Below are 25,269 nucleotides of genomic sequence, written 5' to 3'. Positions count from 1 at the left end.
GGGCATTGTCATGACAGACATCAGATATGGCATCATCGGTGCGGGCATGATGGGCCACGAGCACATTCGCAACATCGCCCTGATCGAGGGCGGGCGGGTGACGGCGGTCTGCGATCCGGACGCCGGCATGCGGGCAAGTGCTGCTCACCTGGCCGGCGACGGCTGTGCCGTTTTCACCGATCATGCGGCGCTGCTTGGCTCCGGGCTCTGCGATGCGCTGGTGATTGCCGCCCCAAATCACCTGCATCACCGGATCCTGCTGGACGTGCTGCCGGCGGATCTGCCGATGCTGGTGGAAAAGCCGTTATGCACGACACTGGCCGATTGCGAGGATGTGCTGGCAAGGGCTCACGGACGCACCGCGCAGATCTGGGTGGCGATGGAATATCGCTACATGCCTCCTGTCGAGCGGCTGATCCGGGCGGTTCGCTCCGGCGCGACCGGGGATCCTCGGATGATCGCCATCCGCGAGCACCGCTTTCCCTTTCTCAAGAAAGTTGGCGACTGGAACCGGTTCGAGGCCAAGACCGGCGGCACGCTGGTTGAAAAATGCTGCCATTTCTTCGATCTGATGCGGCTGATTGCCGAGGCCGAGCCGGTGCGCGTCTATGCGTCCGGCGGCGCGGACGTCAATTTTCGCGACGAGCTTTATGACGGGCAGCGGCCAGATATTCTCGACAATGCCTTCGTGGTCGTCGATTTTGCCAATGGCCTGCGCGGCATGCTCGATCTGTGCATGTTCGCCGAGGGCTCAAGCTGGCAGGAAGCCATTGCCGTGACCGGCGACCGGGCCGGGGCCGAAGCCTTTGTGCCGGGCCCATCGCGGTTTTCGCCCGATGGCAAGGAACGGCATTCGGAGTTCGTGCTGTCGCCGCGGGCCGGCAAGCGGGAAAGCCGCGAGATCATCGAGGTTGATGCCGCGATTCTGGCGGTCGGCGATCACCATGGATCGACTTTTTTCCAGCACCGGAAATTCTTCGAGATGATACGAGACGGCGGGGTCGCGGAGGTTTCACTTGAAGACGGGTTGCAGGCGGTGCGGGTCGGGCTGGCGGCGGAGCAGTCGGTCAAGACCGGTCAGGCAGTTGCGCTGGCGCCGTCAGCGCAGATTGACCGCATAATGGATGTCGCGGGAAATGCAGCGTGACCATCTCAGTTCGACCGGGCGGTCTTCCAGATCACGCGCCACCCGGCTGATCAGCAATAGCGGCTCGCCGATGTGGCAGCCCAGCTTGACGGCGTCGCGGGAGCTGGCGGAGATCGCCTTGAGGCGCTCTTCGGCGCTGCCGATAGTGATGCCCCAGCGCTCGGAATAGAGCCGGTAGACATTGTTGGGAATGATGGTCAGATGGTCGAAATCGGGAAAGCGGCCCGCCGGCAGGGTGATGGTTTCGATCAGGATCGGCTGGCCGGAGAGCGAGCGGATGCGCTCGATGCGGAACACCTCGTCGGTTTTTTCAAGCTTGAGTGAAGCAATTTCGGTCCGGGTCGGTTTGGCCTTGCCGGTGCTCAGCACCCGCGAATCGGGAAAGCTGGGGCTGCCCTGGTCGGGCGAGAGCCGGAAGAACTGAAACAGCATCCGACTTTCTTCGGGTTCGGCGACATAGGTGCCGCGGCCCTGGCGGCGCAGCAGCAGATTGTCGGCGGTCATCGAATCGAGCGCCTTGCGCACGGTGCCCTGACTGACATTGAGCTGGCGCGCCAGTTCCATTTCGCTGGGCAGCAGCATGCCGGGCGTCCAGTCGCCATCGACCAGGCGGCGCATCAGCCTTTCACGCACCTGGGCGTAAAGCGGCTTGAACCCGATCGGCTCGCCAGTGCGGGTTTCGGTCTCGTCCGGTCCTGATAATTTCTTTTCCATGTCCCGCCCCGGTTGACATTTTGTGCCCGGCATATCTTATGTCTTATATAAGACCTGTCCACCGGACGGTCAAAGAATACACTTTTTCCACACTGGAGGACACTCGTGAGCACCCCCATCTACTGGTTCATGATCACGCGGACAATGTCGGCGTTGTTGTTGTTGAAGGACTGAGCGCCGGCACGAAGATGCTGTGCGTGGTCACCCATGACAATTCGAGCTTCGAGCTCGATGCCAATGCCGATGTGCCGATCGGCCACAAGATCGCGCTCAAAGACATCGCTTCGGGCGAGACCGCGATCAAATATGGCGAGGACATCGGCAAGTTCGTGGCCGACATCAAGAAGGGCGATCACGTCCACACCCACAATCTCAAGACCAAGCGCTGGTAGGAGCCCTGATCATGGCATCGAACTATTCCAACAGGACATTTTATGGCTACCGGCGCGAAAACGGCCGGGTCGGCGTGCGCAACCATGTCGTCATCCTGCCGGTCGACGACATCTCCAACGCCGCCTGCGAAGCGGTCGCCAACAACATCAAGGGCACGCTGGCGCTGCCGCATGCCTATGGACGGCTGCAGTTCGGCGAGGATCTCGATCTGCATTTCCGCACCATGATCGGCACCGGATCCAACCCCAATGTCGCAGCCGTGGTGGTGATCGGCATCGAGCCGGGCTGGACCAAGAAGATCGCCGACGGCATCGCCGCCACCGGCAAGCCGGTCGCAGCCTTTTCGATCGAGCAGAATGGCGACCTCAAGACCATCATGGACGCTTCGCGCGCGGCCAAGGATTTCGTCCATTTCGCCTCCGAACTGCAGCGCGAGGAATGCCCGATCTCGGAGCTCTGGGTCTCGACCAAATGCGGCGAGAGCGACACGACGACGGGTCTCGGCTCCTGCCCGACGGTCGGCAACATGTATGACAAGCTGCTGCCCGAAGGCATCTATGGCTGTTTCGGCGAAACCTCGGAGATCACCGGGGCCGAGCATATCTGCAAGGCCCGCGCCATCAACGAGGAGGTCGGCGAGCGCTGGTACAAGATGTGGGAAGCCTATCAGAACGATGTCATCTTCGCCCATCAGACCGATGATCTCTCCGACAGCCAGCCGACCAAGGGCAATATCGAGGGCGGGTTGACCACGATCGAGGAAAAGGCGCTGGGCAATCTCGAAAAGATCGGCCGGACCTCGAAATATATCGACATTCTCGAGCCGGCCGAAACGCCGCAATCGGGCAAGGGCCTGTATTTCATGGACTCGTCGTCTGCTGCTGCGGAATGCGTGACGCTGATGGCCGCCGGCGGCTATGTGGTCCACACCTTCCCCACAGGCCAGGGCAATGTGGTGGGCAACCCGATCGTGCCGGTGATCAAGATCACCGCCAATCCGCGCACGGTGCGCACCATGGGCGAGCATGTCGATGTCGATGTCTCGGGCATCCTCAGGCGCGACATGACCATCGACGAGGCCGGTGACAGTCTCATCGAGATGATCCTGCGCACCTCCAACGGCCGCTCGACAGCCGCCGAAGCGCTCGGCCATCGCGAATTCTCGATGACAAAGCTCTACAGATCGGCTTGATTGGCGCAAACGGAACAGGTTTGTCATGGCCGAAATCATCATCACCGAATTCATGGACGAGGCGGCGGTTGGCCGCCTCGCCGCCAGTTTTGAAACACTTTACGAGCCGGGTCTGGTCGATGATCCGGCGGCGCTGCATGCTCACCTGACCGCGGCACGCGCCCTGATCGTGCGCAATCGCACCCAGGTCAATGAAACGCTTCTGAGCATGGGGCCGAAATTGCGGGTCGTCGGGCGGCTCGGTGTCGGGCTCGACAATATCGACGTTGCGGCCTGCAAGGCGCGCTCGATCAAGGTCGTGCCGGCAACCGGCGCCAATGATTTGTCGGTGGCAGAATATGTCATCGCATCGGCATTGATGCTGTTGCGTGGTGCCTTCCTGCGCTCCGCAGAGGTGGCGGCGGGAGACTGGCCGCGGCAGTCGATGATGGGCCGCGAACTGGCCGGCAAGACCCTCGGGCTTGTCGGCTATGGCGCGATTGCCCGCGAGGTGGCGTGGCGGGCGCATATGATGGGCATGCAGATCGTTGCCTGTGATCCGTTTCTGATGGCCGATCATGCCGGCTGGCAGATCGCCCGCAATGTCTCGCTCGACGCGGTGCTGGAGCTCGGCGACGTGGTCTCGCTGCACACGCCGTTGACCGACTCCACGCGGCACATGGTCGATGCCGGGGCGCTGTCCTCGATGAAGCCCGATGCGGTGCTGATCAATGCCGCACGCGGCGGGATTGTCGACGAGGCGGCACTTGCCGAAGCGCTGAAAGCCGGTCGGCTTGGTGGGGCGGCGCTCGATGTGTTTGAAACCGAGCCGCTGACCGCCGAGGCGGGAAACAAGTTCAAGAATATCGGCAATCTGATCCTGACGCCGCATATCGCCGGCGTGACGGATGAATCCAATCAACGGGTCAGTCATCTGATCGCAGAAAAGGTGCTGGAAGCGCTGGGGAACAAGACATGAGCACCATGGTGACACTGACGCCGGAAGCCATCACCGAGATGATCACCGGAGCGTTGACGCGTAGCCGGACATCGCCGGAGAATGCGGCCTCGGTGGCGCGCGCGCTGCTGGCAGCCGAGCTGGCGGGCCAGAACGGGCACGGGTTGCGGCGGGTGGCGGCCTATTCGGCCCAGGCCAAAGCCGGCAAGGTGGATGGTTTCGCCACGCCGTCTTCCGAGGCTTTGCGGCCCGGTGCGCTGGCGATCGATGCCGGCAACGGCTTTGCCTATCCGGCGATGGATCTGGCGGTGGACTGGCTGCCGGCGGCGGCAAATATGCAAGGCATTGCCATTGCCGGGATCCGGCGCTCGCATCATTGCGGCGTTGCGGGCGTGATTGTCGAGGAACTGGCCGAGCGTGGCGTGGCCGCTCTGATGGTCGCCAATGCGCCGGCGGCGATGGCGCCCTGGGGCGGCAACCGGCCGCTGTTTGGCACCGATCCGATTGCCTTTGCCGCGCCGGTTTCGAATGGCGCACCGGTGGTGGTGGATATTTCACTGTCGAAAGTGGCGCGCGGCAAGATCATGGCGGCGTCGCAAAAGGGCGAGGCCATTCCCGAAGGCTGGGCGCTGGACCCGGATGGAAATCCGACCACGGATGCCAAGGCGGCGATGGCCGGGACGATGCTGCCGCTGGGCGATGCCAAGGGCACGGCGCTGGCGCTGATGGTGGAACTGCTATGCGCCGGCCTGACCGGCGCCAATTACGCCTGGCAGGCGACGTCGTTCTTCGACGACAAGGGCGACCCGCCGGGAACCGGACAGGCAATCATTGCGATTGACCCCGATGCCTTCGGCCCGGGCGGCGAGGAGCGCATGGCGCTGATGGCCGATATGGTGGCCGGCACGCAAGGGGCGCGCGTGCCCGGGCGGCGGCGCCAGCAGATCCGCAGCGATCTTCTGGAAAACGGCATTCCCGTGGACAAGGATCTGGCCCAATCGATCCGCGCCATCGGCGTCTGAGCCGATTGCTGCCCCGTGACCACGCCCGCCGGCGTCAGTAAAGCAGCCTGACGGCGACGAGCGTGATGGCCGGGAACATGGTCAGGATGGCGACCCGGACAATGTCTGTCAGCACGAAGGGAAAGACGCCGCGATAGGTTGCCGACAGCGGCGTGTCCTTGGCCATGGAATTGATGACGAACAGGTTCATCCCCACCGGTGGCGTTATCAATCCAACCTCCACGACGATCAGCACGATGATGCCGAACCAGAGCGCGAATTCCTCCGGCGTCAGGCCGAAATCCAGCGCCGACATGATCGGGAAGAAGATCGGCACGGTCAGCAGGATCATCGACAGCGAGTCCATGATGCAGCCGAAGATCAGGTAGAGCAGCAGCACCGCGACCATCACCAGCCATGGATTGAAGCCCTGGCTGCCGACATAGGCGGCGGCGGTTTGCGGCAACTGGCTCAGCGCCAGGAAGGCGTTGTAGACGCCGGCGCCGAAGACGATGAGGAAGATCATGCCGGTGGCGCTGGCGGTTGCCAGGATCGAGGTCTTCAGGGTGGCGCGGCTCAAGCCACCATTGGCAAAGGCGATCACGCCGGTGCCGAAGGCGCCGACGGCCGCGGCCTCGGTGGGGGTGAAGATGCCGCCATAGATGCCGCCGACCACGGCGATGAACACCACCAGAACCGGCCAGACATCGACCAGGCTGCGGAAGCGCTCGGAATAGGGGGCGCGTTCGCGCTGACCGGCGGAGCCGGGCTTGAGCCGGACATAGATGGCAATGGCGATCATGTAGCCGATCGCGGCGAGAATGCCGGGAATGAAGGCCGCGACAAACAGCTTGGCAATGTTCTGCTCGGTCAGGATGGCGTAGATGACCAGGATCACCGAGGGCGGGATCAGAATGCCAAGCGTGCCGCCGGCCGCCAGCGCGCCTGTGGCGAGTTCGCCGGAATAGCCATAGCGCTTGAGCTCGGGCAGGGCGACCTGCCCCATGGTGGCGGCAGTCGCCAGCGACGAGCCGCAGATCGCGCCAAAGCCGGCGCAGGCGCCGACGGCGGCCATGGCGACGCCGCCCTTCTTGTGCCCCATCCAGGTTTCGGCTGCCTTGAACAGGGCTTGCGACATGCCGCCCAGGGTGGCGAACTGGCCCATCAGCAGAAACAGCGGAATGATCGACAGCGAGTAGCTGGAAAAGGTGCCCCAGGTCAGGTTCTTGAGCTGGGCGAAGATCATCAGGAAGGAGTCATTGATGAAATAGCTGCCGCCAATGCCGGTGAGCAGCATGGCCAGCCCGATCGGGATGCGCAGAAAGATCAGCAGCAGCAGCACCGGAAAGGAAAGCAGCGCGATGTCGATATTGCTCAATGCATGAACTCCCCGTGCGCCTGGTCCTGCCCGGTCACGAGCGCCCCGGCACTCAGGACCACGCACCAGAAACTTATCAGGACAAAGCCGACCGCACCGAGCAGGCCGGAGGCATAGGCCCACCAGATCGGATACTGGATGATGAAGGTGGTCTCGCCATAGGCCAGCTTGTCCAGAGTGCCGGCCCAGTGCTTCCAGGTCAGCAGCACGGCAATGGCAAACATCAGCAGATCGGCAATCATGTCGATCACCCGGTTGGCCCGGGCGCCCATATGCATGGTCAGGATTTCCACCGATGCATGCTGGCGGTTGATCTGGACCCAGGGCAGGAAGGCGAAGACCGCAAAGCCGGTGCCGAGCTCGACGAGCTCGAAATCGCCGCGGATCGGGGACAGGCCGAAGGCCAGCAAGGCCCGTCCCGACACCGACAGGACGGTGGCCAATATGACCGCAATCAGCGCCAGGCCGCCCAGAACCGCGAGAAAGGCCGCCAGCGCCCGCATCGCGCGGTCAATCCGGTCAAACATGAAAAACCTCCCGTGCGGTGCCGCGAAACCGGGCCGCAGCGAATTTCGTAATCGAGCCTTGGGTGATCAGGCCGCAGGACCGCTCACCGGTCCGTTCAGGCTGGTCTTGGGCCCCCGCGGCGCAGTCTAGCCGGACTGCCGGCCTGACGACAGGGCAAAGCCACGGATTTCCTGCATGGCCGGCAAGGCAGGTGAGGCGCGGATCAGGGCCGGAACATGGCACCGGCGGAACCGCCATTTGAGGCAGCCCCGCCGGTGTTTGCAATCCTCAGGCTTACATCGTGTTCTTGGCGATCATGTCCTTGGCCTTGCCGTAAAGGGCTTCGCCGTCGATGCCTTTTTCCTTCATTTCGGCAAACCAGTTGTCGCGCACCTTTTCGGCGACTGTGGCCCAGCGCGCCACTTCCTCGGCGTCGAGAATGACGATCTCGTTGTCGGTGGCTTCGGCGATCTTGCGGCCCGGCGCGTCGAACGAGGCCTGGGTCTTGCCGGCAAAGGCCGAGAAATCCGCGCCGGTGTTGTCGTCGAGGATCTTCTTGAGATCGTCCGGCAGGCTGTCATATTTGGCCTGGTTCATGGCCAGCACGAAGGCGGCGGTGTAGAGCGCCGTGTCGCCGGAGAACTCGGTGTGGGTGTCGACCAGTTCGGCGATCTTCAGCGCCGGCGTGACTTCCCACGGAATGACGGTGCCGTCGATGACGCCCTTGGACAGGGCTTCCGGGATTGCCGGAACCGGCATACCGACAGGCTCGGCCCCGAGTTCGGCAAGCAGGCCGTTGATGACGCGGGTCGGGCCGCGCAGCTTCTTGCCCTGCATGTCTTCGAGCTTGCGGACGCCCTCGCCCTTGGCGTGAATGACGCCGGGGCCGTGCACCCAGGTGCCGAGGATCTTGATGCCCTGGAATTCCTGCGCTTCCATGTCGGACTTGAACAATTCCCAATAGGCCCGCGAGGTGGCCTCGGCATTGGTCATCATGAAGGGAAGCTCGAACACTTCGGCGCGCGGGAAGCGGCCGGGCGTGTAGCCGGGAAGGGTCCAGACAATATCGACCACGCCGTCGCGGGCCTGGTCCATCAATTGCGGCGGCGTGCCGCCCAGCGACATCGACGAGAAGACCTCGATCTTGATGCGGCCGTCCGACGCGGTGCCGACTTGCTCGGCCCAGGGAATCAGCAGCTCTGCCGGCACATTGGCCTGGGCAGGCAGGAACTGGTGCAGGCGCAGGGTGACTTCCTGCGCGGCAGCGCCGAACGAGGTTGCGCCGACCGCGGACAGGGCGAGCGCGGCCACGGCAGCGGACTTCAGGAAATTGCGTTTCTTCATTGTATCCTCCCAGATAGATTTTGCGGGTCTGATGCCCGCGGGGTTCCCCTTCGAACCTAGGGGTATTTTTTGTAACTGCCTAGGACCGTTGCCTGTCATTGCGCAGCAGCGGTCACCAGAACTCTCCCAGGCGGCCTCGGGTTCTTGCCTCCAATTAACCGACCGTCCGGTCATTTAATAATTGGAAAAACCCGCTCCGACAACTGTTTTCTCGCGGGCGAGACGAAGGTCGCAGACGCAACCGGCAGACCTTTCTGCTACAAGTCATTGCGGAATCGTTGCGCGGACTTGCCCCTTGTGGCGGACCGCAGCAAAGTCGCGGCCATTGCGTGAGTAAAGACCTCGCCGGGGCAAGCATAATGACGCTCCGCACCCCGCCGCCACTTCATTATTCCAAGTTTAACGGTTGATCCTTTTGCAAAAAAGGAAAATGATATCAGCGGTGCGGGAGAGGTAATTGCACCCCAGGGAGGAATTCAATGGCGACTGTATCGATGACCGTGAACGGGCGAACCGTTTCCGGCCAATGTGAGGACCGGATGCTTCTGGTCCAGTTCATCCGCGAAAATCTTGGTCTGACCGGAACCCATGTCGGCTGCGACACGTCCCAATGCGGCGCGTGCGTGGTGCATGTGGACGGCAAGGCGGTCAAATCCTGCACCATGCTCGCCGCGCAAGCGGACGGGTCCGAGGTGCTGACCATCGAGGGGCTGGCATCGGGGGGCGAATTGCATCCGGTTCAGGCGGCGTTTCGCGAGCATCACGGCCTGCAATGCGGGTTCTGCACGCCCGGCATGATCATGTCGGTTGTCGACATGATCTCGCGCCATGGCGGCAAGCTCGACGAGAAGACGGTGCGGGCAGAGCTGGAAGGCAATATCTGCCGTTGCACCGGCTATCACAACATCGTCAAGGCCATTCTCGATGCGGCGTCCAAGATGGGCGACGGCGCGAGAGTCGCAGCTCAATAGGCATGCCTGAACAGGCAATGGCGAAAGGCGGCGGACTTTAGAGGCAGAGATGGTGTCGGTAACCGGGGCGGCGAGACGGGATTGAAATCCCGGTCCCTGCCAGACTTTCGGCTTCAGACACTGGCGATCCTGCCCTGACATTTCTCACCGGCTTTTCTCCACACCCAACCGGAGGAGTTTGAGACATGGGATTGGAAGGCATTGGCGCCAGCGTGGCGCGCAAGGAAGACAAGCGGTTCATCACGGGCAAGGGGCGCTACACCGACGACATGGTGGTGCCGGGCATGAAACATGCGCATTTCGTCCGTTCACCGCATGCGCATGCCGCTATCAGGGGCATAGACACGTCGGAAGCGATGAAGATGCCGGGCGTGATCGGCATCCTGGCCGGCGACGAACTGGCCACCGACGGCATTGGCTCGCTGATCTGCGGCTGGATGATCCATTCCAAGGACGGCTCGCCGATGAACATGGGCGACTGGCGTCCGCTGGCGCAGACCAAGGTGCGCTATGTCGGAGACGCTGTCGCGGTGGTTGTCGCCGACACCAAGGCCCAGGCGCGCGATGCCGCCGAGGCGGTTGTGGTCGACTACGAAGTGCTGCCGGCGGTCACCGAAGCTGTCGATGCGCTCAAGCCCGGCGCGCCGCTGATCCATGACAATGCCCCCGGCAACCTGATCTATGACTGGGAAATCGGCGATGGGGCCGCAGTCGATGCGGCGATTGCCGGTGCGGCTCACGTGACCCGTCTGGATCTCATCAACAACCGGCTGGTGCCCAACGCCATGGAGCCGCGCGCGGCTCTCGGCCACTATGACGAGGGCGAGGATCACTACACCTGCTGGACCACGTCGCAGAACCCGCATGTGGCACGGCTGGTGATGAGCGCCTTCTACAATGTTGCGCCGGAAAACAAGCTGCGGGTGATCGCGCCCGATGTCGGCGGCGGCTTCGGCTCGAAGATCTATATCTATCCGGAGGAAATCGTCTGCCTCTGGGCCTCGAAAAAGACCGGCGTTCCGGTCAAATGGGTGGCCGACCGCACCGAGAGCTTTCTCACCGACGCCCATGGCCGCGACCATGTGACGACGATCCAGATGGCCTTTGACGCCAACAACAAGATGCTTGCGGTCAAGGCCGACACGGTCGCCAATCTCGGCGCCTATATGTCGCTGTTTTCCTCGGTGGTGCCGACCTTCCTGCATGCGATCCTGTATTCCGGGCAATATGTGATCCCGGCGATCCACTGCAACATGCGCACGGTCTATACCAACACCGTGCCCGTCGATGCCTATCGTGGCGCCGGGCGGCCGGAAACCACCTTCGCCCTGGAGCGGGTGATTGAGACGGCAGCGCGCGAGCTCGGGGTTTCGCCGGCTGAACTGCGCCGCCAGAACTACATTCGCGAGTTCCCCTACCAGACGCCGGTGATCCTCTGCTACGATTCCGGCAATTACGAAGCCTCGCTGGATGCGGCGATGGCCGCGGCCGATTACAACGGCTTTCCGGCCCGCAAGGCGGAAGCCGAAGCCCGCGGCATGAAGCGCGGCATCGGCATCAGCAGCTATATCGAGGCCTGCGGCATCGCGCCGTCGGCCGCGGTGGGATCGCTCGGCGCCGGGGTCGGGCTCTGGGAATCGGCCGAGGTGCGGGTCAATGCGGTGGGTACGATCGAAGTGCTGACCGGCTCGCACAGCCACGGCCAGGGTCATGAAACCACTTTTGCCCAGCTTGTCGCCGAACGCTTCGGCGTCGGCATCGACAGTGTCTCCATCGTTCACGGCGACACCGACAAGGTGCAGATGGGCATGGGCACCTATGGCTCTCGCTCGGGCGCCGTCGGCATGTCGGCCGTGGTCAAGGCGCTCGACAAGGTCGAGGCCAAGGCCAAGAAGATCGCCGCGCATCTGATGGAAGCCGACGAGGCCGACATCGTCATCGAGGGCGGCCAGGTCAAGGTGGCGGGAACCGACAAGTCGCTCGGCTGGCACGAGGTGTCGCTCAACGCCTATACCGCGCACAACCTGCCCGACGGCATGGAGCCGGGGTTGAAGGAGGGGGCGTTCTTCGATCCGACCAACTTCTCCTTCCCGGCCGGCTGCCACATCTGCGAGGTCGAGGTCGATCCCGAAACCGGAAAGACCGAGATCGTCCAGTTCGTTGCAGCCGACGACTTCGGCAACATCATCAACCCGATGGTGGTCGAGGGGCAGGTGCATGGCGGTGTTGCGCAGGGCATCGGCCAGGCGCTGCTGGAAGGCACGCATTACGACCCGGACACCGGTCAGCTGCTGACGGCAAGCTATATGGATTACACCATGCCGCGGGCGGACGACCTGCCGGCCTACACGGTTTCCAACACGGTGACGGCGGCGACGTCGAACCCGCTCGGGATCAAGGGCTGCGGCGAGGCCGGCGCGATCGGCGCGCCACCGGCGGTGATCAATGCCATCACGGATGCAATCGGCAGCAATGACCTGGCAATGCCCGCGACCCCGCAGCGGGTCTGGGCAGCGCTGCAGTCGGCACAATAGGAAAGGGAGGCAGACATCATGTATGCAACCAATTATCACCGCGCCTCCTCGATAGATGAGGCCGTCAAGCTGGCGTCATCAAATGATGAAGCCAAGTATCTGTCGGGAGGGCAGACACTGCTTCCGACCATGAAGCAACGGCTTGCAGCTCCGTCCGATCTGGTGGATCTGCGCCATGCCGCCGGGATGAAGGGCATTTCGGTCAATGGCGGCTCGATCCGGATCGGCGCCGCGACCACCCATGCGGAAGTGGCGGGCTCTTCGGAGATCGCCGCTGCCTGTCCGGCACTCAGCCACCTCGCCGCCCATATCGGCGATCCGCATGTGCGGCACATGGGCACCATCGGCGGCTCGATCGCCAACAATGACCCGGCGGCGGATTATCCGGCGGGCCTGCTGGCGCTCAATGCCACCATCGTCACCAACATGCGCTCGATCAGCGCCGATGATTTCTTCACCGGCATGTTCGATACCGCGCTGGACGATGGCGAGCTGATCGTGGCGGTGGAAATCACCGCGCCGGCCAAATGCGGCTATGCCAAGTTCCCCAACCCGGCTTCGCGCTACGCGATGACCGGCGTCTTCGTCGCCAGACAGGGCGACGGCTCGGTGCGGGTGGCGGTCACCGGCGCCGGTTCGGACGGGGTGTTCCGGCAGGCAGAGATGGAACAGGCGCTGGCGTCGAACTTTTCGGCAGGCGCGCTCGATGGCGTTACCGTCGATCCGTCGGAACTGATGGCCGACATCCATGCCTCATCGGCGTACCGCGCCAATCTGGTCAAGGTGATGGCCAGGCGGGCTGTTGCCGCGGCGGGCTGACCCGCCAGTCAGCGACAGCAGCAGCACTTGAAACGGCGGGCCGGGGATTCCCTGGCTCGCCGTCATCTTTTCAGACCCCCGATCCGCGGTTTTCGGATTGGCATTGCCGCTCAGGCGATGTCCTCGTCATTGGTGAAAATCATGTCCGCGGCGGCCTGGTGTGCGGTGAAATAGGGCACGGCATGGATCCGGGTCAGCCGCTCCATATAGGCCGCCCTTGCCGGATCCTTCGATCGCGCACGCCCGCGTTCCAGCGTCACCTCCAGCGGCGTGTCGACAAGGATCAGCGCATCAAGCCATTTTCGCACGGGCTGGTGGAGCAGATAGATGCAGTCGCACAGAAGCACCGCCGGTCCATGCGCGGGCAGGGTGATGCCGTAAGGCTCATCGAGTTCGCCGGTTGTCCGGTTCCAGCCATGGGGAAAGGTGAAGCGGCCCCTGCTCCGGATGCCGGAAAGCGCGGCTTTGATCGCTTCCCAGTCATACCAGTCGAGCGGGTTTTCCGCGGCATCGGCGGGTAAGCCGGCATGAAGCGCCCCGGCGATCTGCGCCTCGCGCTCGCAAAGGCTCAAGCTCGAGAACCGATCACCCTCGAAATGGAAGACCCGGTTTGCGGACGCCGCTGTCAGGGTCCTGCACAGGGTGGTCTTGCCGGCGCCGGGATAGCCGCAGACGCCGATAATGGCCGCACGGCCCGGCGCGGATTTCGCCTCTATCCAGGCACGAAGCGCATCGACGGTGCTGATCCGGCCCTGCGCGCGCTGCATGGCGGCCTAGAGCGCGATGCGGCTGGCACGGGCAATAAGGGACTGGGCCACGTCCCGCGCGTCGCGGTCGGCGGCGTAGACATCCTCGATGGACTGCGCCTTGCGTCCGTCATCGAGCCTGTCCATGGCAGCGGCGACAATGTCGGCCATGTCGAGAAAACCGATCTGTCCGGCGATAAAGGCCTCGAGGGCTGCTTCCTTGGCGCCGTTGAGCACGGCACCCTGCAGGCCGCCACGGCGCATGGCGGTGCGGGCCAGAGCCAGTGCCGGAAAGCGCTCCTCATCGGGTGCCGCGAAATCGAGCCGGGCGAGTGCCGCGAAATCCAGCCGCTCGACCGGCAGGCCAGTGCGGCGGGGGTGGGAGATGGCGTAGCCGATGGCATGGCGCATGTCGGGCACGCCGAGCTGGGCCAGCACCGAGCCGTCGCAATAGCCGACCATGGAATGGATGACGGATTGCGGGTGGATGATGACCTCGATCTGATCGGGCTGCATGGCAAACAGATGCCGCGCCTCGATCATCTCCAGCGCCTTGTTGAACATCGAGGCGCTGTCGATGGAGATCTTCAGGCCCATCGCCCAGTTCGGATGGGCAGCTGCCACTTCGGGCGTCACCGCCGCCATCTGCTGCCGGCTGTGGTTGCGGAAGGGGCCGCCGGATGCGGTCAGGATGATGCGGTCGACGGCGTGGCGCTGGCTTTCCTCGAGCACCTGGAAGATGGCATTGTGTTCGCTGTCGACCGGCAGCAGCTTTCCGCCGCCGCTTGCAATGGCCGCGGTGAACAGGTCGCCGGCGGAAACCAGGCACTCCTTGTTGGCCAGGGCGATGTCGGCGCCGCGGGCCGCGGCTGCCAGCGTCGGGGCCAGACCGGCAATGCCGACGATGCCGGCCATCAGCAGGTCGGTGTCGCGTTCGCCGGCCTCGATCAGGGCCGCGGGGCCGGCCCCGGCTTCGATGCCGGTTCCGGCAAGTGCCGATTTCAGCTCCTGATAGCGGTCCGGATCGGCGGTCACGGCAAAGCCGGCACCGGTGCTGCGGGCCTGCTCGACCAGCAGGCCGATATTGCTCCTGCCGGTGATGGCAGGCACCTCGAAACTGTCGCGGCCGCCCAGATGCGACATCACGTCGAGCGTGTTGCAGCCGATCGAGCCGGTGGCGCCGAGAATCGAGATCCGGCGTCGTTGCGGCAGGGTCGGCGATCCGGTGGCGGCGGTCATGTCTGGTCTGGTCCGGCGAGCTGATGGCATCGCACAGCCTTTACAGAAGACCGGCGCAAACCGCAATTTTCGATTCCGCAGAACAAGTCCGCAGGGCCGGATAGCGCCTTTCAGCGTCCCGGAATGAGAACGCCGCGCAGACAGACACATGCGCGGCGCTGCCTGTCCGGCTCCGGGACATGGCTCGGGCAATAACGCCCGAGCCGTTTTCGCTCAGGATTTGCGCAGGCTTGCCTGATGCAGCAGCGATGTCCAGCTGTTCATCGAGGCAAGATGGCAATAGATCGTCGCCAGCGCGTCAGCCTTGCGCAGCTTGAGGAAATCCTCGTCGCTCATGGCCAGCAGCTTGGCTTCGTCCACAAGGTGGAAGCCGGTTATGTTGAAATTCTGGCCATCCTCGAGCGAGATCTTGCTGGTGCGCTCGACCAGAAGCCCGCTGTCGGCGATGACCTTCATGATCTGCCGGGTTTTGACGAACATGCCCTGATACTGCTCACAGAAGGCCAGGGCGCTGGTGATCACTTCGCTTTTGCCGCCATTTTCGAACAGCGGCTTGACGTCGGGCCCGGCCTTGCCGTCGAGGCCGAGCAGCCGGGCGGGATCATTCTCGATGCACAGGGTCAGCCGCTCGTCGGTTTCGCCGCCCGCCAGGATGAAGGGATAGCGCCCGGCATAGGCCGGCACGTAATGTGGCGCTGCCCATTTGCCCTTGTCATCGATGAACAGGTTTTCGCCTTCCCGGATCCCGGTCACCACCATCGGCATGAAGTCCGGCCCGGAAAACACGATCGGATAGGAGCGCATTGCCGTCGGCATTTCCGCGGCCATCAGCGGAATGACGATCGCCTTGGCGGCGAAGCTGTAATTGCCGGTCTGCGCCACCCCCTTGTCGCCGTGGCGTTCAGGACTGACCGCTTCCGGTGACTTGTAAAAAAGCGGCAGCGTGTTCGGCGTGTTTTGCGTTGAAGCAGCCAATGAGATGTCCCCCTTGCATCATGTCTGTGTCAATGCAGAGTTTTGGCGGGTGTGACGGGGTAATTCAAGCGCAATCTTGACAGAACCTTTACGCAGCCGGGCAGATCAAGTCGTCGGTTGACGCGGCGGCGCTCTATACTTCCAACGCGGCTCTCCATAACGTGGCCGGATGGTTGAGTCTGATATCCTTGACAGCCGCTACTCCTGGACGCGCCTTGCGGCGACGCTGGCAATTGCCGTTCTCGGCAATGTCGGGATGTGGGCGATCATCGTCATCATGCCGGCGGTGCAGGCCGAATTCGGCATTGCCCGCGCCGATGCATCGATGCCCTATACCCTGACCATGGTCGGCTTTGCCCTGGGCAACCTGGTGATCGGCCGGGTCGTCGACCGCTACGGCGTCACGGTGGCTCTGATCGCATCGGCGATCACCATGGCCACGGGTTTTGCGCTTGCCGCCGTCAGCGGTTCCGTCGCCATGCTGTCGGCGATGCAGTTCATTGTCGGCTTCGGAACGGCGGCAGGTTTCGGGCCGCTGATCGCCGATATCTCGCACTGGTTCTACCGGCGGCGGGGAATTGCGGTGGCGATCACGGCCAGCGGGAATTACCTCTCCGGGGCGTTCTGGCCGCTATTGTTGAGCGGGGTGCTGACAGATTACGGCTGGCGCACCGCCTATATGGTGCTGGCGGTCGTGCCGGTCGCGCTGATCATTCCGCTGGCCTTCCTGCTGTTGCGCCGGGTTCCCGACGAGGCCACCGCGCAGGCCAACAGCCTGTCGCTTGCCAATGCGCGCTCGGTCAGTTTCTCGCCAAGCTCGCTGCAGTGGATGCTGGGGCTGGCGGGGATCGGCTGCTGCGTGGCAATGTCGATGCCGCAGGTTCACATCGTGTCCTATTGCGCCGATCTCGGCTACGGCCCGACGGTTGGCGCCGAGATGCTGTCGCTGATGCTGATGGGCGGCGTGGTTTCGCGGCTGATCTCCGGACTGATCGCCGACCGGCTGGGCGGGGTCAAAACCCTGCTGATCGGCTCCACGCTGCAATGCATCGCGCTGTTTCTGTATCTGCCGTTCGACGCCATGGTGCCGCTCTACGTGGTCAGCCTGATCTTCGGCCTGTCGCAGGGCGGGATCGTGCCGAGCTATGCGCTGATCGTGCGCGAATACATGCCGGCCGGGGAAGCCGGCCAACGGGTCGGCTTCGTCATCATGGCGACCATTGTCGGTATGGCGCTGGGCGGATGGATGTCGGGCTGGATCTACGATCTGACCGGGTCCTACCGGGCAGCCTTCCTCAACGGCATCGCCTGGAATTTCCTCAATATCGGCATCATGGCGTTGCTGCTGTTCAAGTCACGGGCCCGACGCGGGGATGCCGTGCCGGCGTGAGGCAGCAGAGCAATCTGACCGGATGCAATTGTCCGGAACGGACCGTTTGAGGGTGGTGATCCCGGAAGGATTCGAACCTTCGACCCCAGGATTAGGAATCCTGTGCTCTATCCCCTGAGCTACGGGACCACGCGAAAGTGTGCATATAGAAAAGCGGGCGGTTCTTCAACAAGAAGAACCGCCCGATTGTCACGTGTTGAGGTATGGGGGCGAGTTAGGCCGCCAGGGCCTTCTCGGCGAGCCTGACCCAGTAGGAGACGCCGACCGGAATGGCGTCGTCATTGAAGTCATAGGCCGGGTGGTGCAGGCTGGCGGTGTCGCCATTGCCCATGAAGATGAAGGCGCCGGGGCGGGCTTCGAGCATGAAGGAGAAATCCTCGCCGCCCATGGTCGGGGGCTGCTGGCGTTCGACCATGCCTGCACCGGCAACGCTTTCGGCGATGTCGGCGGCAAACTCGGTCTCGTCGGAATGGTTGAAGGTGACCGGATAGTTCCTGAGATAATTGACCGAACCTTCGGCGCCATGGGCGGCGGCAACGCCGCGGACGATCTCGTTGATCCGGGTTTCAGCCATGTCGCGCATTTCAGGCGACAGCGTGCGCACGGTGCCGGCCAGTTCGACCGTTTCGGGAATGATGTTGTAGGCCGAACCGCCGATGAATTTGGTCACCGACACCACCAGGGATTCGAGCGGATTGGCATTGCGCGAGGCAATGGTCTGCAGCGCCGTGACGATGGCCGAGGCGGCGACGATCGGGTCGATCGCCTGGTAGGGCATGGCGGCATGGCCGCCGCGGCCCTTGATGGAGACGTCGAAAATGTCGGTTGCCGCCATGATCGGCCCCTTGCAGATGGCGAACTGGCCGACCGGCAGGCCCGGCAGGTTGTGCATGCCGAACACCTTGGTGATGCCGAAACGCTCCATCATGCCGTCCTCGACCATGGCGCGGCCACCGGCGCCGCCTTCTTCGGCCGGCTGGAAGATCACCGCGACGGAGCCGGTGAAATTGCGGGTCGCGGCAAGGTGGCGCGCAGCACCCAGCAGCATGGCCGTGTGGCCGTCATGGCCGCAGGCATGCATCTTGCCGGGTGTCTTCGACGCCCGGGGCGCGCCGGTGATTTCGGTGATCGGCAGCGCATCCATGTCGGCGCGCAGCCCGATGGCGGGTCCGTTGCCGCCGGGACGGCCGTGAATGATGCCGACTACGCCGGTGCGGCCGATGCCGGGCACGACCTCGTCGCAGCCGAAGGATTTGAGCTTGTCGACGACGAAGGCTGCGGTGTTGTGCACATCGTAAAGCAGCTCGGGATCGGCATGAAGCGTGCGGCGCCATTCGGCGACTTCGTCCTTCATGGACACTACATCAGAGACCAGCTGCATTTTTCACCCCTATGGCTTCGGTTTTTTTGATGTCCGGCAGAAGCGCTCATCTCGATATCGCCTTTGCCATCTCTCTGCCATATAGGCTAAGTAGGCGGTGATGACGAGGAAAAAGCGATGTTTCACCGCGGGTGAAACTGCGTCGAATCGCCCAACCGACGGCGACAGGCCGCCTGAAAATACTGGAAAACGGATGTCCGGAATGAGCTTTTTGGTACCGACAGGCAGGATCGCCGCGGGGTTCGCCGTGCTGGCGCTGGTGCTGCCATGGTCTGCCGGGGCGATGGCCAACCCAAGCATTGCCGTGGATGTGAGTTCGGGTCGCGTCATCGAGCATGAGCAGGCCTTCCAGCGCTGGTATCCTGCCTCTGTCACCAAGATCATGACCGCCTATCTGGTGTTCACCGCGCTCAAATCCGGGCAGATGACCATGGACACACCGGTGACCATGTCGGTGCATGCGGCCAAGGAGCCGGCGAGCAAGATGTATTTCAAGCCGGGAACACGGTTCCCGCTGGATTCGGCGCTGAAATATCTGCTGGTCAAATCCGCCAATGACGTCGCCATGGCGATCGCCGAAGCGGTGTCGGGCACGGAGGAGGATTTCGTCAAGGAGATGAACGCCACCGCGCTGAGGCTCGGCATGACCTCGACCCGTTTCGTCAATCCCAATGGCCTGCCCGGCAGCGGCCAATATACCACGGTGCGCGACATGGCGCTGCTGGCGGTAGCGGTGCGGCGCGACTTTCCGCAATACGCGCATTATTTCGGCTATGAGGGTTTTGTCGCCGGCAGCAAGGCCCAGACCAATTACAACCTGCTGCTCGGCCGGTTTCCGGGCGCTGACGGGATGAAGACCGGCTTCATCTGCGCTTCCGGCTTCAACCAGGTGTCGACGGCCACCCGCAATGGCAAGACCGTTGTCAGTGTGGTCTTCGGGGCACCTTCGCAGGAGTTTAGGGCCGAGGAATCAGCGCGGCTGCTGCACAAGGCGCTGACGACGACGGCATGGGGCGGCTCCACGCTGACAAGCCTGGCGCCCTATGGCGAGGGCCGGGATGTGGTGGCCGATATTTCGGGCGAGATCTGCACCAAGGAAGCGCGCGAGGCGCGTTATGAAGGCCGCGATGTCGAGGGCAAGATGGTGCTCAACTCGCCCTATATCAACCCACTGACCCGCGAGCCGCGGCTGGTGCAGGCGCCGACCGGGCTGCCGGCCGGAAGCCAGCAGATCGCGCTGTCGCGAATCCCGATCCCGGTTCCGCGGCCGGCCCGCGCGGGCGAGATGACGGTCAAGCCGTCGGTGGCCTCGGCATTCGCCGCGTCCGCCAGCGCCGCCGAAGCCATGCCGCTGCGCAGTTCGGTGCCGATTCCCATTCCACGCCCCGAATTCTGACCGCGAAAGAACTGACCGATGACCGGAGAACTGCCCGACGAGCCGGCCTGGAAGGCCCCGCACGGCATTCCCGTGTCGATCCTGACCGGATTTCTGGGTGCGGGGAAGACCACACTGCTTAACCGTCTCATCGGCGATCCCTGGTTCAGTGATGCGGCCCTGATCATCAATGAATTCGGCGATGTCGGCATCGATCACCTGCTGGTCGAAAGCTCCGGCGACGGCGTGATCGAACTGTCGGACGGATGCTTGTGCTGCACCGTGCGTGGTGAACTCGTCGATACGCTGGCCGATCTGATGGACCGGATGCAGACCGGCCGGATCAGGCCGTTCTCGCGGGTTGTCATCGAAACCACCGGCCTGGCCGATCCGGTGCCGGTGATGCAGTCGGTGATCGGTCATCCGGCGCTGGGACAATCCTACAGGCTGGAAGGCCTGGTGACCGTGGTCGACGCGGTCAATGGCCTGGCCACGCTGGATGCCCATGCGGAAGCGCGGCGGCAGGTGGCGGTGGCCGACACGCTGGTGGTGTCCAAGGCGGAACTCGCCGGGTCCGGCGATGCGCTGGTGGAGCGGCTCGAAGCGCTCAATCCCCTGGCGCGGATTGTCTATGCCGCGGATGCGGGCGTGACTGCGGAGAAGCTGTTTGACACCGGCGCCTATGATCCGGTGGCCCACAGCCTGGACGTGGCGCGGTGGATGAGCTCCAGAAGCGATCATGACCATCATCACGGGCATCACCATCACGATGTGAACCGGCATGACGCGCATATCCGTTCGGATTCGCTGGTGTTTGAAAAGCCGATCGCACCCAAGGCGCTGGCGATGTTTCTCGATCTGCTGCGCTCGGCGCATGGGCCGAACCTGTTGCGGATGAAGGGCATTGTGAAGCTGTCGGACGATCCCTCGCGGCCGCTGGTGCTGCATGCGGTGCAAAGCCTGATGTCGGAGCCGGTGCGGCTGCCGGCCTGGCCCGAAGGCGCTGCTCAGGAGACGCGGCTGGTGATCATAGCCCGTGACATGCCGAAGGGGTTCATTGCCGAATTGTTCGGCGCCTTTGTCGATGAGCCGGGGATCGGCCGGCCGGACCGGGATGCGCTGACCGACAATCCGCTGGTCATCCCGGGGATGCCGTCCCGGCGATAGGGTATTTGTCGCGGCTGAGCGGTCAGGCTTTTTCGATGACGAAGGCGTGGCCGCCCTTGATCGCCTCGCTGCTGATCAGCGGATGACCGGACTCCTGACAGAAATGCGGAACATCGATCACCGCCAGCGGGTCGGTGGTCTCTATGCGGATGCGGGTGCCGCTGGCAAGGTCGCGCAGGTGCTTGCGCAGCCGCAACACCGGCAAGGGGCATTTCAGGCCGCGCAGATCGAGCCCGTCCATGGAGCTCAATTCTTGCTCCAGATTTTCCAGAACGGCTTATCGGACTGATCCGGCTGACCGGGCTTTGCTGCCTCGGCCACTTCGGCGGGCGCTGCCGGGTTGGGCTGTGGAACCGGAATGCCGCCCAGCGTCTGTTCAGGCTCGGCCTCGGTCTCGACTTGTGCAGCTGTTGACTGGGGAGCGGCCTCGGGAGCCGGGGCCGGTGCCGCGAGGGCCGCGACAGGGCCGGGGCCTGCGGTGAGGGCCTTGAGCGGGTTGCCCGAGGCAAACAGGCTGAGCACCGGAGCTGGCGTCTGGCCGCCATTGGCGGCAATCCGGGACTGCCTTTCGGCTTCACGCTCGGCGCGGCGGGCTTCGGCTTCCGCCTTGGCTTCCTCGGCGGCGATCTGCCTGGCTTCCTCGCCGTCAAACTTGGTGACCGCCTTGGCAAAGGCCTGGTTCCAGGACTTCTCATAGGCGCTGTAGGCGGTGGCGAGCGTCGTCGGCACGCTGGCCGGCGGGCAGGAGGCATTTGCCATGAAGGCGGCGTTTTCGACTTCCGGCACCTGGTTGAAGACATATTGCCGGTCGCAGACCTCGACCGAGGGTGGCCGCTTCGTCAGCTCGAAATGATCATAGCCGGTCTTCAGCATCTTCCAGAATTCGAAATGCTCGCTGTCGCGGTGGCGCGCCATGTTTTCCGGCGTCATCCGGAACGGCAGCGCCTCGACGATGAAATATTTCTGGCCGCCCTTGAAGGCGTCGCGGGCAAAGCCGTAGATCTCAAGGACCTGCTCGTCGGTCATCGAATAGCATCCTGCAGACGAGCAGGCGCCATGCACCATCAGATTGGAGCCGGTGCGGCCATAGGAGCGGTCATAGCTGTTGGGATAGCCCATGTTGAAGGACAGATAGTAACTCGAATTCGGGTTCATCTGTGCCGGATAGATCCGGTAATAGCCTTCAGGCGCCTGGCGGTCGCCTTCCTTGAATTTGGGCCCCAGCTTGCCGGACCATTTGCAGATCTCGTAGGAGGCGATGATGTCGAAGCGGCCATTGCCCTTCTGTTTCCAGACCTCGAGAACGCCTTCCTCCTTGAAGATGCGCATCATGATCGGCGAGCGCGTGCTCATGTCCTGAGCCTTCATCTTGTTGACCAGCTTGGCCGGCAGCGGGTGCTCGACCTTGTTGGACACGGAATCAAGCGCGTCCTGGCAGCCGGTCAGGCCCAGAAGCAGGATAGGAACAAATCGCAGCATTCGTTTCGGTGTCATGGTGTCTCTTGGACTTCGCAATTGCACGTTACCGGGGGGCTCTGGCGCTTTTACGACGGCGCCGGGCCGGGCATTTCAACGCAATACTACTCCAGACACGGTTCACGAAGCCTTAACCATCCTCACTGTCTGGCGACAGGATATTGCCCTGGGCGGCTCCCGGCGTGTCTGCTGTCGCGGGCGGCGAACGGATTCGGGCCGGTGCAACAGAGGTTTTTCGGATGACAGCACGGGTGCGCCGGTTCCGGTTGGTCCTATTGGCGGGGTAATTGTGGCCCGAATGCGGCGGCGGCTAACCGATCTGCCGTCCGATCTTGAGGAATTTCTTGCGCCGGTCGGCGCGCAGCTCGTCGCCGGAAAGGCCTGACATCTGCTCAAGCGCGGAGGCGATGGTGTCGCCGGCGCGGGCAATGGCGCTGGCGTGGTCGCGATGGGCGCCGCCCACTGGCTCGGGAATGATGCCGTCGATGATGCCAAGCCCGTTGAGGTCTTCGGCGGTGATCTTCATCGAGGTGGCGGCATCGCGCGCCCGTGTCGGATCGCGCCAGAGAATGGAAGCCGCACCTTCAGGCGAGATCACCGAATAGATCGAGTGCTCGAGCATGTAGACCCGGTTGCCGGTGGCAATGGCGATGGCGCCGCCGGAGCCGCCTTCGCCGATGATCACCGAGATCAGCGGCGCGCGCAGGTTGAGGCAGGTTTCCGTCGACCGGGCAATGGCTTCGGCCTGACCGCGTTCCTCGGCGCCCACGCCGGGATAGGCGCCAGCGGTGTCGACCAGGGTGATGACCGGGATCTCGAACCGGTCGGCCAGTTCCATGATGCGGATCGCCTTGCGGTAGCCCTCGGGGCGGGCCGAGCCGAAATTGTGCTTGATGCGGGTTTTGGTGTCGTGGCCCTTTTCCTGGCCGATGACGACAACCGGCTGGCCGCGAAACCGGGCGAAGCCGGCCTGGATGGCGGCATCTTCGGCGAATTTCCTGTCACCGGCCAGCGGTGTGAATTCGTCGAACAGGACCCTGGCGTAATCATTGAAATGCGGGCGGTCGGGATGTCTTGCGACTTGGGCCTTCTGCCACGGGTTGAGACGGCCGTAGATTTCGGCCATGGCGTCGCGCGCCCTGGTTTCGAGCCGGGCGATCTCGTCGCCGGTGTCGATGCTCTCGTCCTCGCCGGCAAGTTTCCTCAATTCAAGGATCTTGCCCTCCAGGTCGGAGATCGGTTTTTCGAAATCAAGGTAATGGTGCATTGATTTTTCCACGCGAGCTTCCGCACATTGTGTTGCCGATCTTGGCCAGGTGCGCAGCAACAGTCTACCACGCTCAGGTTTTGGTCGGTTCGGCCCGGCTTAATCGCGACTTTTTGTGGCTTTTGCAAGAGGGTGATGCTGATTGACAAGTTGTCGCAGGCGTTCGTCCAGCACATGGGTGTAGATCTGGGTGGTGGAAATGTCGGCATGGCCGAGCAATTCCTGGACCGCGCGGAGGTCGGCGCCACCGGCCAGCAGATGGCTGGCGAAGGCATGGCGCAGGACATGGGGCGAGACCTTGGCGACCGGAATGCCGGCGCGTCCGGCGACCTCTTTCAGCTCGCGGGCAAAGACCTGGCGCGACAGATGTCCTTCCGCCGAATTGGCCGGAAACAGAAAGCCCGCCTCTTCGGCGGTGTCGCCGATGTGCTGCAGCCAGGTTTCGAGTGCGGCGCGGGCCGGCCGCGACATCGGCACCATCCGCTCCTTGGCGCCCTTGCCGCGGACGACCAGGAACCGGCCCTCGTCCGTCAGCACTCGGTAGGGCAGGCCGACCAGTTCGCTGACGCGCATTCCGGTGGCATAAAGCAGCTCGAGCAGGGCGCGAAAGCGGATGCGCTGCAATTCCTCGGTCCTGTCGCGGGCCATGGCGATGTCGGTTTCGGCCTGGGCCAGCAGCCGCGAGACATCGTCAATGCTGAGCACCTTGGGCAACGACCGGCTCTTGCGCGGAGAATCGATGACGCCGGTCGGATCGTCGTCGCGCAGGCCCTCGGCATGAAGGAACTTGTAGAATTGCCGCAGGGCCGAAAGCCGGCGGGCCTGGGAGGCGGGGGAAAATCCGCGGGCATTGAGGTCGCCCAGAAGCTCGCGGATGTCACTGGCCTGGGCCCGCGCCAGCGATGTGCCCAGGGATTTGAGCACCGAGGAGGCGTCGTCGAGATCGCGGCGATAGGCCTCCAGCGTGTTGTTGGCCGCACCGCGCTCCGCGCTCATCATTTCAAGGAAGGCTTCTGCGTTGGCGGCGCTCAGATCACGCATGAGCTTATGGCTTCCTGTCAGTCATTGAGCTTGTCGGTGGGGACCCGCACGGTCACTTCGCGATCAACCGGTTCGACATACATCACCAGGGCGAACATTGCACCGTAGACGATGCCGACAAGCACCGCGCACAGGAACAGGAACCGAAACAAGGATGGCATGAGCACTCCGGTAAACAGGTGAGCTTGCTGTTATGCGGCAGGGCGGCCATTGTTTCAAGGTGGATACCGACGGCCCGGCACGCTTGACGCGCCGCCGGACATGGCCAATAGAAG

The 25,269-nt window shown here is 63.4% G+C and carries 24 protein-coding genes and 1 tRNA gene; 11 read left to right on the top strand and 14 right to left on the bottom strand.

What is annotated here, in order from left to right; all coding sequences use genetic code 11:
* Positions 1-10: 10 nt before the first annotated feature.
* A complete protein-coding gene (locus OEG82_RS00510) occupies positions 11-1,147 on the top strand; it encodes a Gfo/Idh/MocA family protein (RefSeq protein ID WP_267610513.1) in 1,137 nt (378 codons plus the stop codon).
* Here OEG82_RS00510 and OEG82_RS00505 read toward each other — a convergent pair.
* Positions 1,100-1,861, bottom strand: coding sequence for a GntR family transcriptional regulator (locus OEG82_RS00505; protein ID WP_267610512.1), 762 nt, complete (start codon positions 1,859-1,861; stop codon positions 1,100-1,102). The two genes, OEG82_RS00510 and OEG82_RS00505, sit on opposite strands and share 48 nt — an antisense overlap.
* Before the next feature lie 38 nt (positions 1,862-1,899).
* Between OEG82_RS00505 and OEG82_RS00500 the strand changes: the two genes are divergently transcribed.
* From OEG82_RS00500 to OEG82_RS00485, 4 genes are read left to right on the top strand one after another with little or no spacing between them, the layout of a single operon-like run.
* Positions 1,900-2,253 carry a UxaA family hydrolase gene (locus OEG82_RS00500; protein WP_267610511.1) on the top strand — a complete coding sequence of 118 codons (354 nt, stop codon included), beginning with the start codon at positions 1,900-1,902 and terminating at the stop codon, positions 2,251-2,253.
* Between the two features lie 11 nt (positions 2,254-2,264).
* Positions 2,265-3,446, top strand: a complete 1,182-nt coding sequence (locus tag OEG82_RS00495; RefSeq protein ID WP_267610510.1) for a UxaA family hydrolase — start codon at positions 2,265-2,267, stop codon at positions 3,444-3,446.
* 25 nt (positions 3,447-3,471) lie between these two features.
* Positions 3,472-4,404 carry a hydroxyacid dehydrogenase gene (locus OEG82_RS00490; protein WP_267610509.1) on the top strand — a complete coding sequence of 311 codons (933 nt, stop codon included), beginning with the start codon at positions 3,472-3,474 and terminating at the stop codon, positions 4,402-4,404.
* 5 nt (positions 4,405-4,409) lie between these two features.
* Positions 4,410-5,405: an Ldh family oxidoreductase gene (locus OEG82_RS00485; RefSeq protein ID WP_425497618.1), complete on the top strand. Its 996-nt coding sequence runs from the start codon at positions 4,410-4,412 to the stop codon at positions 5,403-5,405.
* A gap of 34 nt (positions 5,406-5,439) precedes the next feature.
* On the opposite strand, the gene OEG82_RS00480 is transcribed toward OEG82_RS00485, so the two are convergent.
* From OEG82_RS00480 to OEG82_RS00470, 3 genes are all read right to left on the bottom strand, one after another.
* The gene (locus OEG82_RS00480) at positions 5,440-6,762 is read right to left on the bottom strand and encodes a TRAP transporter large permease (protein WP_267610507.1); all 1,323 of its coding nucleotides are present in this window, start codon (positions 6,760-6,762) and stop codon (positions 5,440-5,442) included.
* The gene (locus tag OEG82_RS00475) at positions 6,759-7,289 is read right to left on the bottom strand and encodes a TRAP transporter small permease (RefSeq protein WP_267610506.1); all 531 of its coding nucleotides are present in this window, start codon (positions 7,287-7,289) and stop codon (positions 6,759-6,761) included. The genes OEG82_RS00480 and OEG82_RS00475 overlap by 4 nt, the downstream gene beginning before the upstream one ends.
* A gap of 274 nt (positions 7,290-7,563) precedes the next feature.
* On the bottom strand, positions 7,564-8,613 hold the full coding sequence (locus tag OEG82_RS00470; RefSeq protein WP_267610505.1) for a TRAP transporter substrate-binding protein: 1,050 nt from the start codon (positions 8,611-8,613) through the stop codon (positions 7,564-7,566).
* 479 nt (positions 8,614-9,092) lie between these two features.
* On the opposite strand from OEG82_RS00470, the gene OEG82_RS00465 reads away from it, so the two are divergent.
* From OEG82_RS00465 to OEG82_RS00455, 3 genes are all read left to right on the top strand, one after another.
* A complete protein-coding gene (locus tag OEG82_RS00465) occupies positions 9,093-9,584 on the top strand; it encodes a (2Fe-2S)-binding protein (RefSeq protein WP_267610504.1) in 492 nt (163 codons plus the stop codon).
* A gap of 185 nt (positions 9,585-9,769) precedes the next feature.
* The gene (locus tag OEG82_RS00460; RefSeq protein WP_267610503.1) at positions 9,770-12,118 is read left to right on the top strand and encodes a xanthine dehydrogenase family protein molybdopterin-binding subunit; all 2,349 of its coding nucleotides are present in this window, start codon (positions 9,770-9,772) and stop codon (positions 12,116-12,118) included.
* 18 nt (positions 12,119-12,136) lie between these two features.
* On the top strand, positions 12,137-12,937 hold the full coding sequence (locus tag OEG82_RS00455; protein ID WP_267610502.1) for an FAD binding domain-containing protein: 801 nt from the start codon (positions 12,137-12,139) through the stop codon (positions 12,935-12,937).
* A 110-nt stretch (positions 12,938-13,047) separates the two neighbouring features.
* On the opposite strand, the gene OEG82_RS00450 is transcribed toward OEG82_RS00455, so the two are convergent.
* The 3 genes from OEG82_RS00450 to OEG82_RS00440 all read right to left on the bottom strand — a co-directional run bounded on the left by OEG82_RS00450 (position 13,048) and on the right by OEG82_RS00440 (position 15,897).
* The gene (locus OEG82_RS00450; RefSeq protein ID WP_267610501.1) at positions 13,048-13,704 is read right to left on the bottom strand and encodes a nucleoside/nucleotide kinase family protein; all 657 of its coding nucleotides are present in this window, start codon (positions 13,702-13,704) and stop codon (positions 13,048-13,050) included.
* A gap of 6 nt (positions 13,705-13,710) precedes the next feature.
* Positions 13,711-14,922: a 1-deoxy-D-xylulose-5-phosphate reductoisomerase gene (gene dxr / locus OEG82_RS00445; protein ID WP_267610500.1), complete on the bottom strand. Its 1,212-nt coding sequence runs from the start codon at positions 14,920-14,922 to the stop codon at positions 13,711-13,713.
* A 213-nt stretch (positions 14,923-15,135) separates the two neighbouring features.
* The gene (locus OEG82_RS00440; protein ID WP_267610499.1) at positions 15,136-15,897 is read right to left on the bottom strand and encodes a SapC family protein; all 762 of its coding nucleotides are present in this window, start codon (positions 15,895-15,897) and stop codon (positions 15,136-15,138) included.
* Between the two features lie 169 nt (positions 15,898-16,066).
* Between OEG82_RS00440 and OEG82_RS00435 the strand changes: the two genes are divergently transcribed.
* Positions 16,067-17,287: an MFS transporter gene (locus OEG82_RS00435; RefSeq protein ID WP_267610498.1), complete on the top strand. Its 1,221-nt coding sequence runs from the start codon at positions 16,067-16,069 to the stop codon at positions 17,285-17,287.
* A gap of 53 nt (positions 17,288-17,340) precedes the next feature.
* On the opposite strand, the gene OEG82_RS00430 is transcribed toward OEG82_RS00435, so the two are convergent.
* A tRNA-Arg gene (locus OEG82_RS00430) sits at positions 17,341-17,416 on the bottom strand.
* Positions 17,417-17,501: 85 nt separating this feature from the next.
* Entirely contained in the window at positions 17,502-18,668 is a 1,167-nt protein-coding gene (locus tag OEG82_RS00425) for a M20 aminoacylase family protein (protein ID WP_267610497.1), read from the bottom strand.
* A 202-nt stretch (positions 18,669-18,870) separates the two neighbouring features.
* Between OEG82_RS00425 and OEG82_RS00420 the strand changes: the two genes are divergently transcribed.
* On the top strand, positions 18,871-20,064 hold the full coding sequence (locus OEG82_RS00420) for a D-alanyl-D-alanine carboxypeptidase family protein (protein ID WP_425497494.1): 1,194 nt from the start codon (positions 18,871-18,873) through the stop codon (positions 20,062-20,064).
* 18 nt (positions 20,065-20,082) lie between these two features.
* Positions 20,083-21,210, top strand: a complete 1,128-nt coding sequence (locus tag OEG82_RS00415) for a CobW family GTP-binding protein (protein ID WP_267610496.1) — start codon at positions 20,083-20,085, stop codon at positions 21,208-21,210.
* Positions 21,211-21,232: 22 nt separating this feature from the next.
* Here the strand turns inward: OEG82_RS00415 and OEG82_RS00410 are convergent, their stop codons facing one another.
* The 5 genes from OEG82_RS00410 to OEG82_RS00390 form a co-directional block, all read right to left on the bottom strand.
* A complete protein-coding gene (locus tag OEG82_RS00410) occupies positions 21,233-21,451 on the bottom strand; it encodes a sulfurtransferase TusA family protein (RefSeq protein ID WP_267614802.1) in 219 nt (72 codons plus the stop codon).
* A gap of 5 nt (positions 21,452-21,456) precedes the next feature.
* A complete protein-coding gene (locus OEG82_RS00405) occupies positions 21,457-22,704 on the bottom strand; it encodes a L,D-transpeptidase family protein (RefSeq protein WP_267610495.1) in 1,248 nt (415 codons plus the stop codon).
* A gap of 292 nt (positions 22,705-22,996) precedes the next feature.
* Positions 22,997-23,953, bottom strand: coding sequence for an acetyl-CoA carboxylase carboxyltransferase subunit alpha (locus OEG82_RS00400; protein ID WP_267610494.1), 957 nt, complete (start codon positions 23,951-23,953; stop codon positions 22,997-22,999).
* Positions 23,954-24,052: 99 nt separating this feature from the next.
* Positions 24,053-24,994 (bottom strand): site-specific tyrosine recombinase XerD, encoded by a 942-nt coding sequence (gene xerD, locus OEG82_RS00395; protein WP_267610493.1) that lies wholly within the window; start codon positions 24,992-24,994, stop codon positions 24,053-24,055.
* Between the two features lie 17 nt (positions 24,995-25,011).
* Complete coding sequence (locus tag OEG82_RS00390; protein WP_267610492.1) at positions 25,012-25,155, bottom strand: histidine kinase; 144 nt, start codon at positions 25,153-25,155, stop codon at positions 25,012-25,014.
* Positions 25,156-25,269 lie beyond the last annotated feature (114 nt).

This window comes from Hoeflea ulvae (assembly GCF_026619435.1).
Lineage (GTDB): Bacteria > Pseudomonadota > Alphaproteobacteria > Rhizobiales > Rhizobiaceae > Hoeflea > Hoeflea ulvae.
Note: the sequence above shows the minus strand (reverse complement) of the source record. Positions and strands in the feature narration are given on the sequence as shown.

What these genes read in the sequence shown, in the direction of transcription:
- OEG82_RS00475 (WP_267610506.1), bottom strand. Translation starts at nt 7,289, where the DNA reads ATGTTTGACCGGATTGACCGCGCGATGCGGGCGCTGGCGGCCTTTCTC.
- OEG82_RS00420 (WP_425497494.1), top strand. Translation starts at nt 18,871, where the DNA reads ATGAGCTTTTTGGTACCGACAGGCAGGATCGCCGCGGGGTTCGCCGTG.
- OEG82_RS00505 (WP_267610512.1), bottom strand. Translation starts at nt 1,861, where the DNA reads ATGGAAAAGAAATTATCAGGACCGGACGAGACCGAAACCCGCACTGGC.
- xerD (WP_267610493.1), bottom strand. Translation starts at nt 24,994, where the DNA reads ATGCGTGATCTGAGCGCCGCCAACGCAGAAGCCTTCCTTGAAATGATG.
- OEG82_RS00485 (WP_425497618.1), top strand. Translation starts at nt 4,410, where the DNA reads ATGGTGACACTGACGCCGGAAGCCATCACCGAGATGATCACCGGAGCG.
- OEG82_RS00410 (WP_267614802.1), bottom strand. Translation starts at nt 21,451, where the DNA reads ATGGACGGGCTCGATCTGCGCGGCCTGAAATGCCCCTTGCCGGTGTTG.
- OEG82_RS00465 (WP_267610504.1), top strand. Translation starts at nt 9,093, where the DNA reads ATGGCGACTGTATCGATGACCGTGAACGGGCGAACCGTTTCCGGCCAA.
- OEG82_RS00490 (WP_267610509.1), top strand. Translation starts at nt 3,472, where the DNA reads ATGGCCGAAATCATCATCACCGAATTCATGGACGAGGCGGCGGTTGGC.
- OEG82_RS00455 (WP_267610502.1), top strand. Translation starts at nt 12,137, where the DNA reads ATGTATGCAACCAATTATCACCGCGCCTCCTCGATAGATGAGGCCGTC.
- OEG82_RS00460 (WP_267610503.1), top strand. Translation starts at nt 9,770, where the DNA reads ATGGGATTGGAAGGCATTGGCGCCAGCGTGGCGCGCAAGGAAGACAAG.
- OEG82_RS00510 (WP_267610513.1), top strand. Translation starts at nt 11, where the DNA reads ATGACAGACATCAGATATGGCATCATCGGTGCGGGCATGATGGGCCAC.
- OEG82_RS00400 (WP_267610494.1), bottom strand. Translation starts at nt 23,953, where the DNA reads ATGCACCATTACCTTGATTTCGAAAAACCGATCTCCGACCTGGAGGGC.
- OEG82_RS00405 (WP_267610495.1), bottom strand. Translation starts at nt 22,704, where the DNA reads ATGACACCGAAACGAATGCTGCGATTTGTTCCTATCCTGCTTCTGGGC.
- dxr (WP_267610500.1), bottom strand. Translation starts at nt 14,922, where the DNA reads ATGACCGCCGCCACCGGATCGCCGACCCTGCCGCAACGACGCCGGATC.
- OEG82_RS00450 (WP_267610501.1), bottom strand. Translation starts at nt 13,704, where the DNA reads ATGCAGCGCGCGCAGGGCCGGATCAGCACCGTCGATGCGCTTCGTGCC.
- OEG82_RS00415 (WP_267610496.1), top strand. Translation starts at nt 20,083, where the DNA reads ATGACCGGAGAACTGCCCGACGAGCCGGCCTGGAAGGCCCCGCACGGC.
- OEG82_RS00390 (WP_267610492.1), bottom strand. Translation starts at nt 25,155, where the DNA reads ATGCCATCCTTGTTTCGGTTCCTGTTCCTGTGCGCGGTGCTTGTCGGC.
- OEG82_RS00425 (WP_267610497.1), bottom strand. Translation starts at nt 18,668, where the DNA reads ATGCAGCTGGTCTCTGATGTAGTGTCCATGAAGGACGAAGTCGCCGAA.
- OEG82_RS00500 (WP_267610511.1), top strand. Translation starts at nt 1,900, where the DNA reads ATGTCTTATATAAGACCTGTCCACCGGACGGTCAAAGAATACACTTTT.
- OEG82_RS00435 (WP_267610498.1), top strand. Translation starts at nt 16,067, where the DNA reads ATGGTTGAGTCTGATATCCTTGACAGCCGCTACTCCTGGACGCGCCTT.
- OEG82_RS00495 (WP_267610510.1), top strand. Translation starts at nt 2,265, where the DNA reads ATGGCATCGAACTATTCCAACAGGACATTTTATGGCTACCGGCGCGAA.
- OEG82_RS00470 (WP_267610505.1), bottom strand. Translation starts at nt 8,613, where the DNA reads ATGAAGAAACGCAATTTCCTGAAGTCCGCTGCCGTGGCCGCGCTCGCC.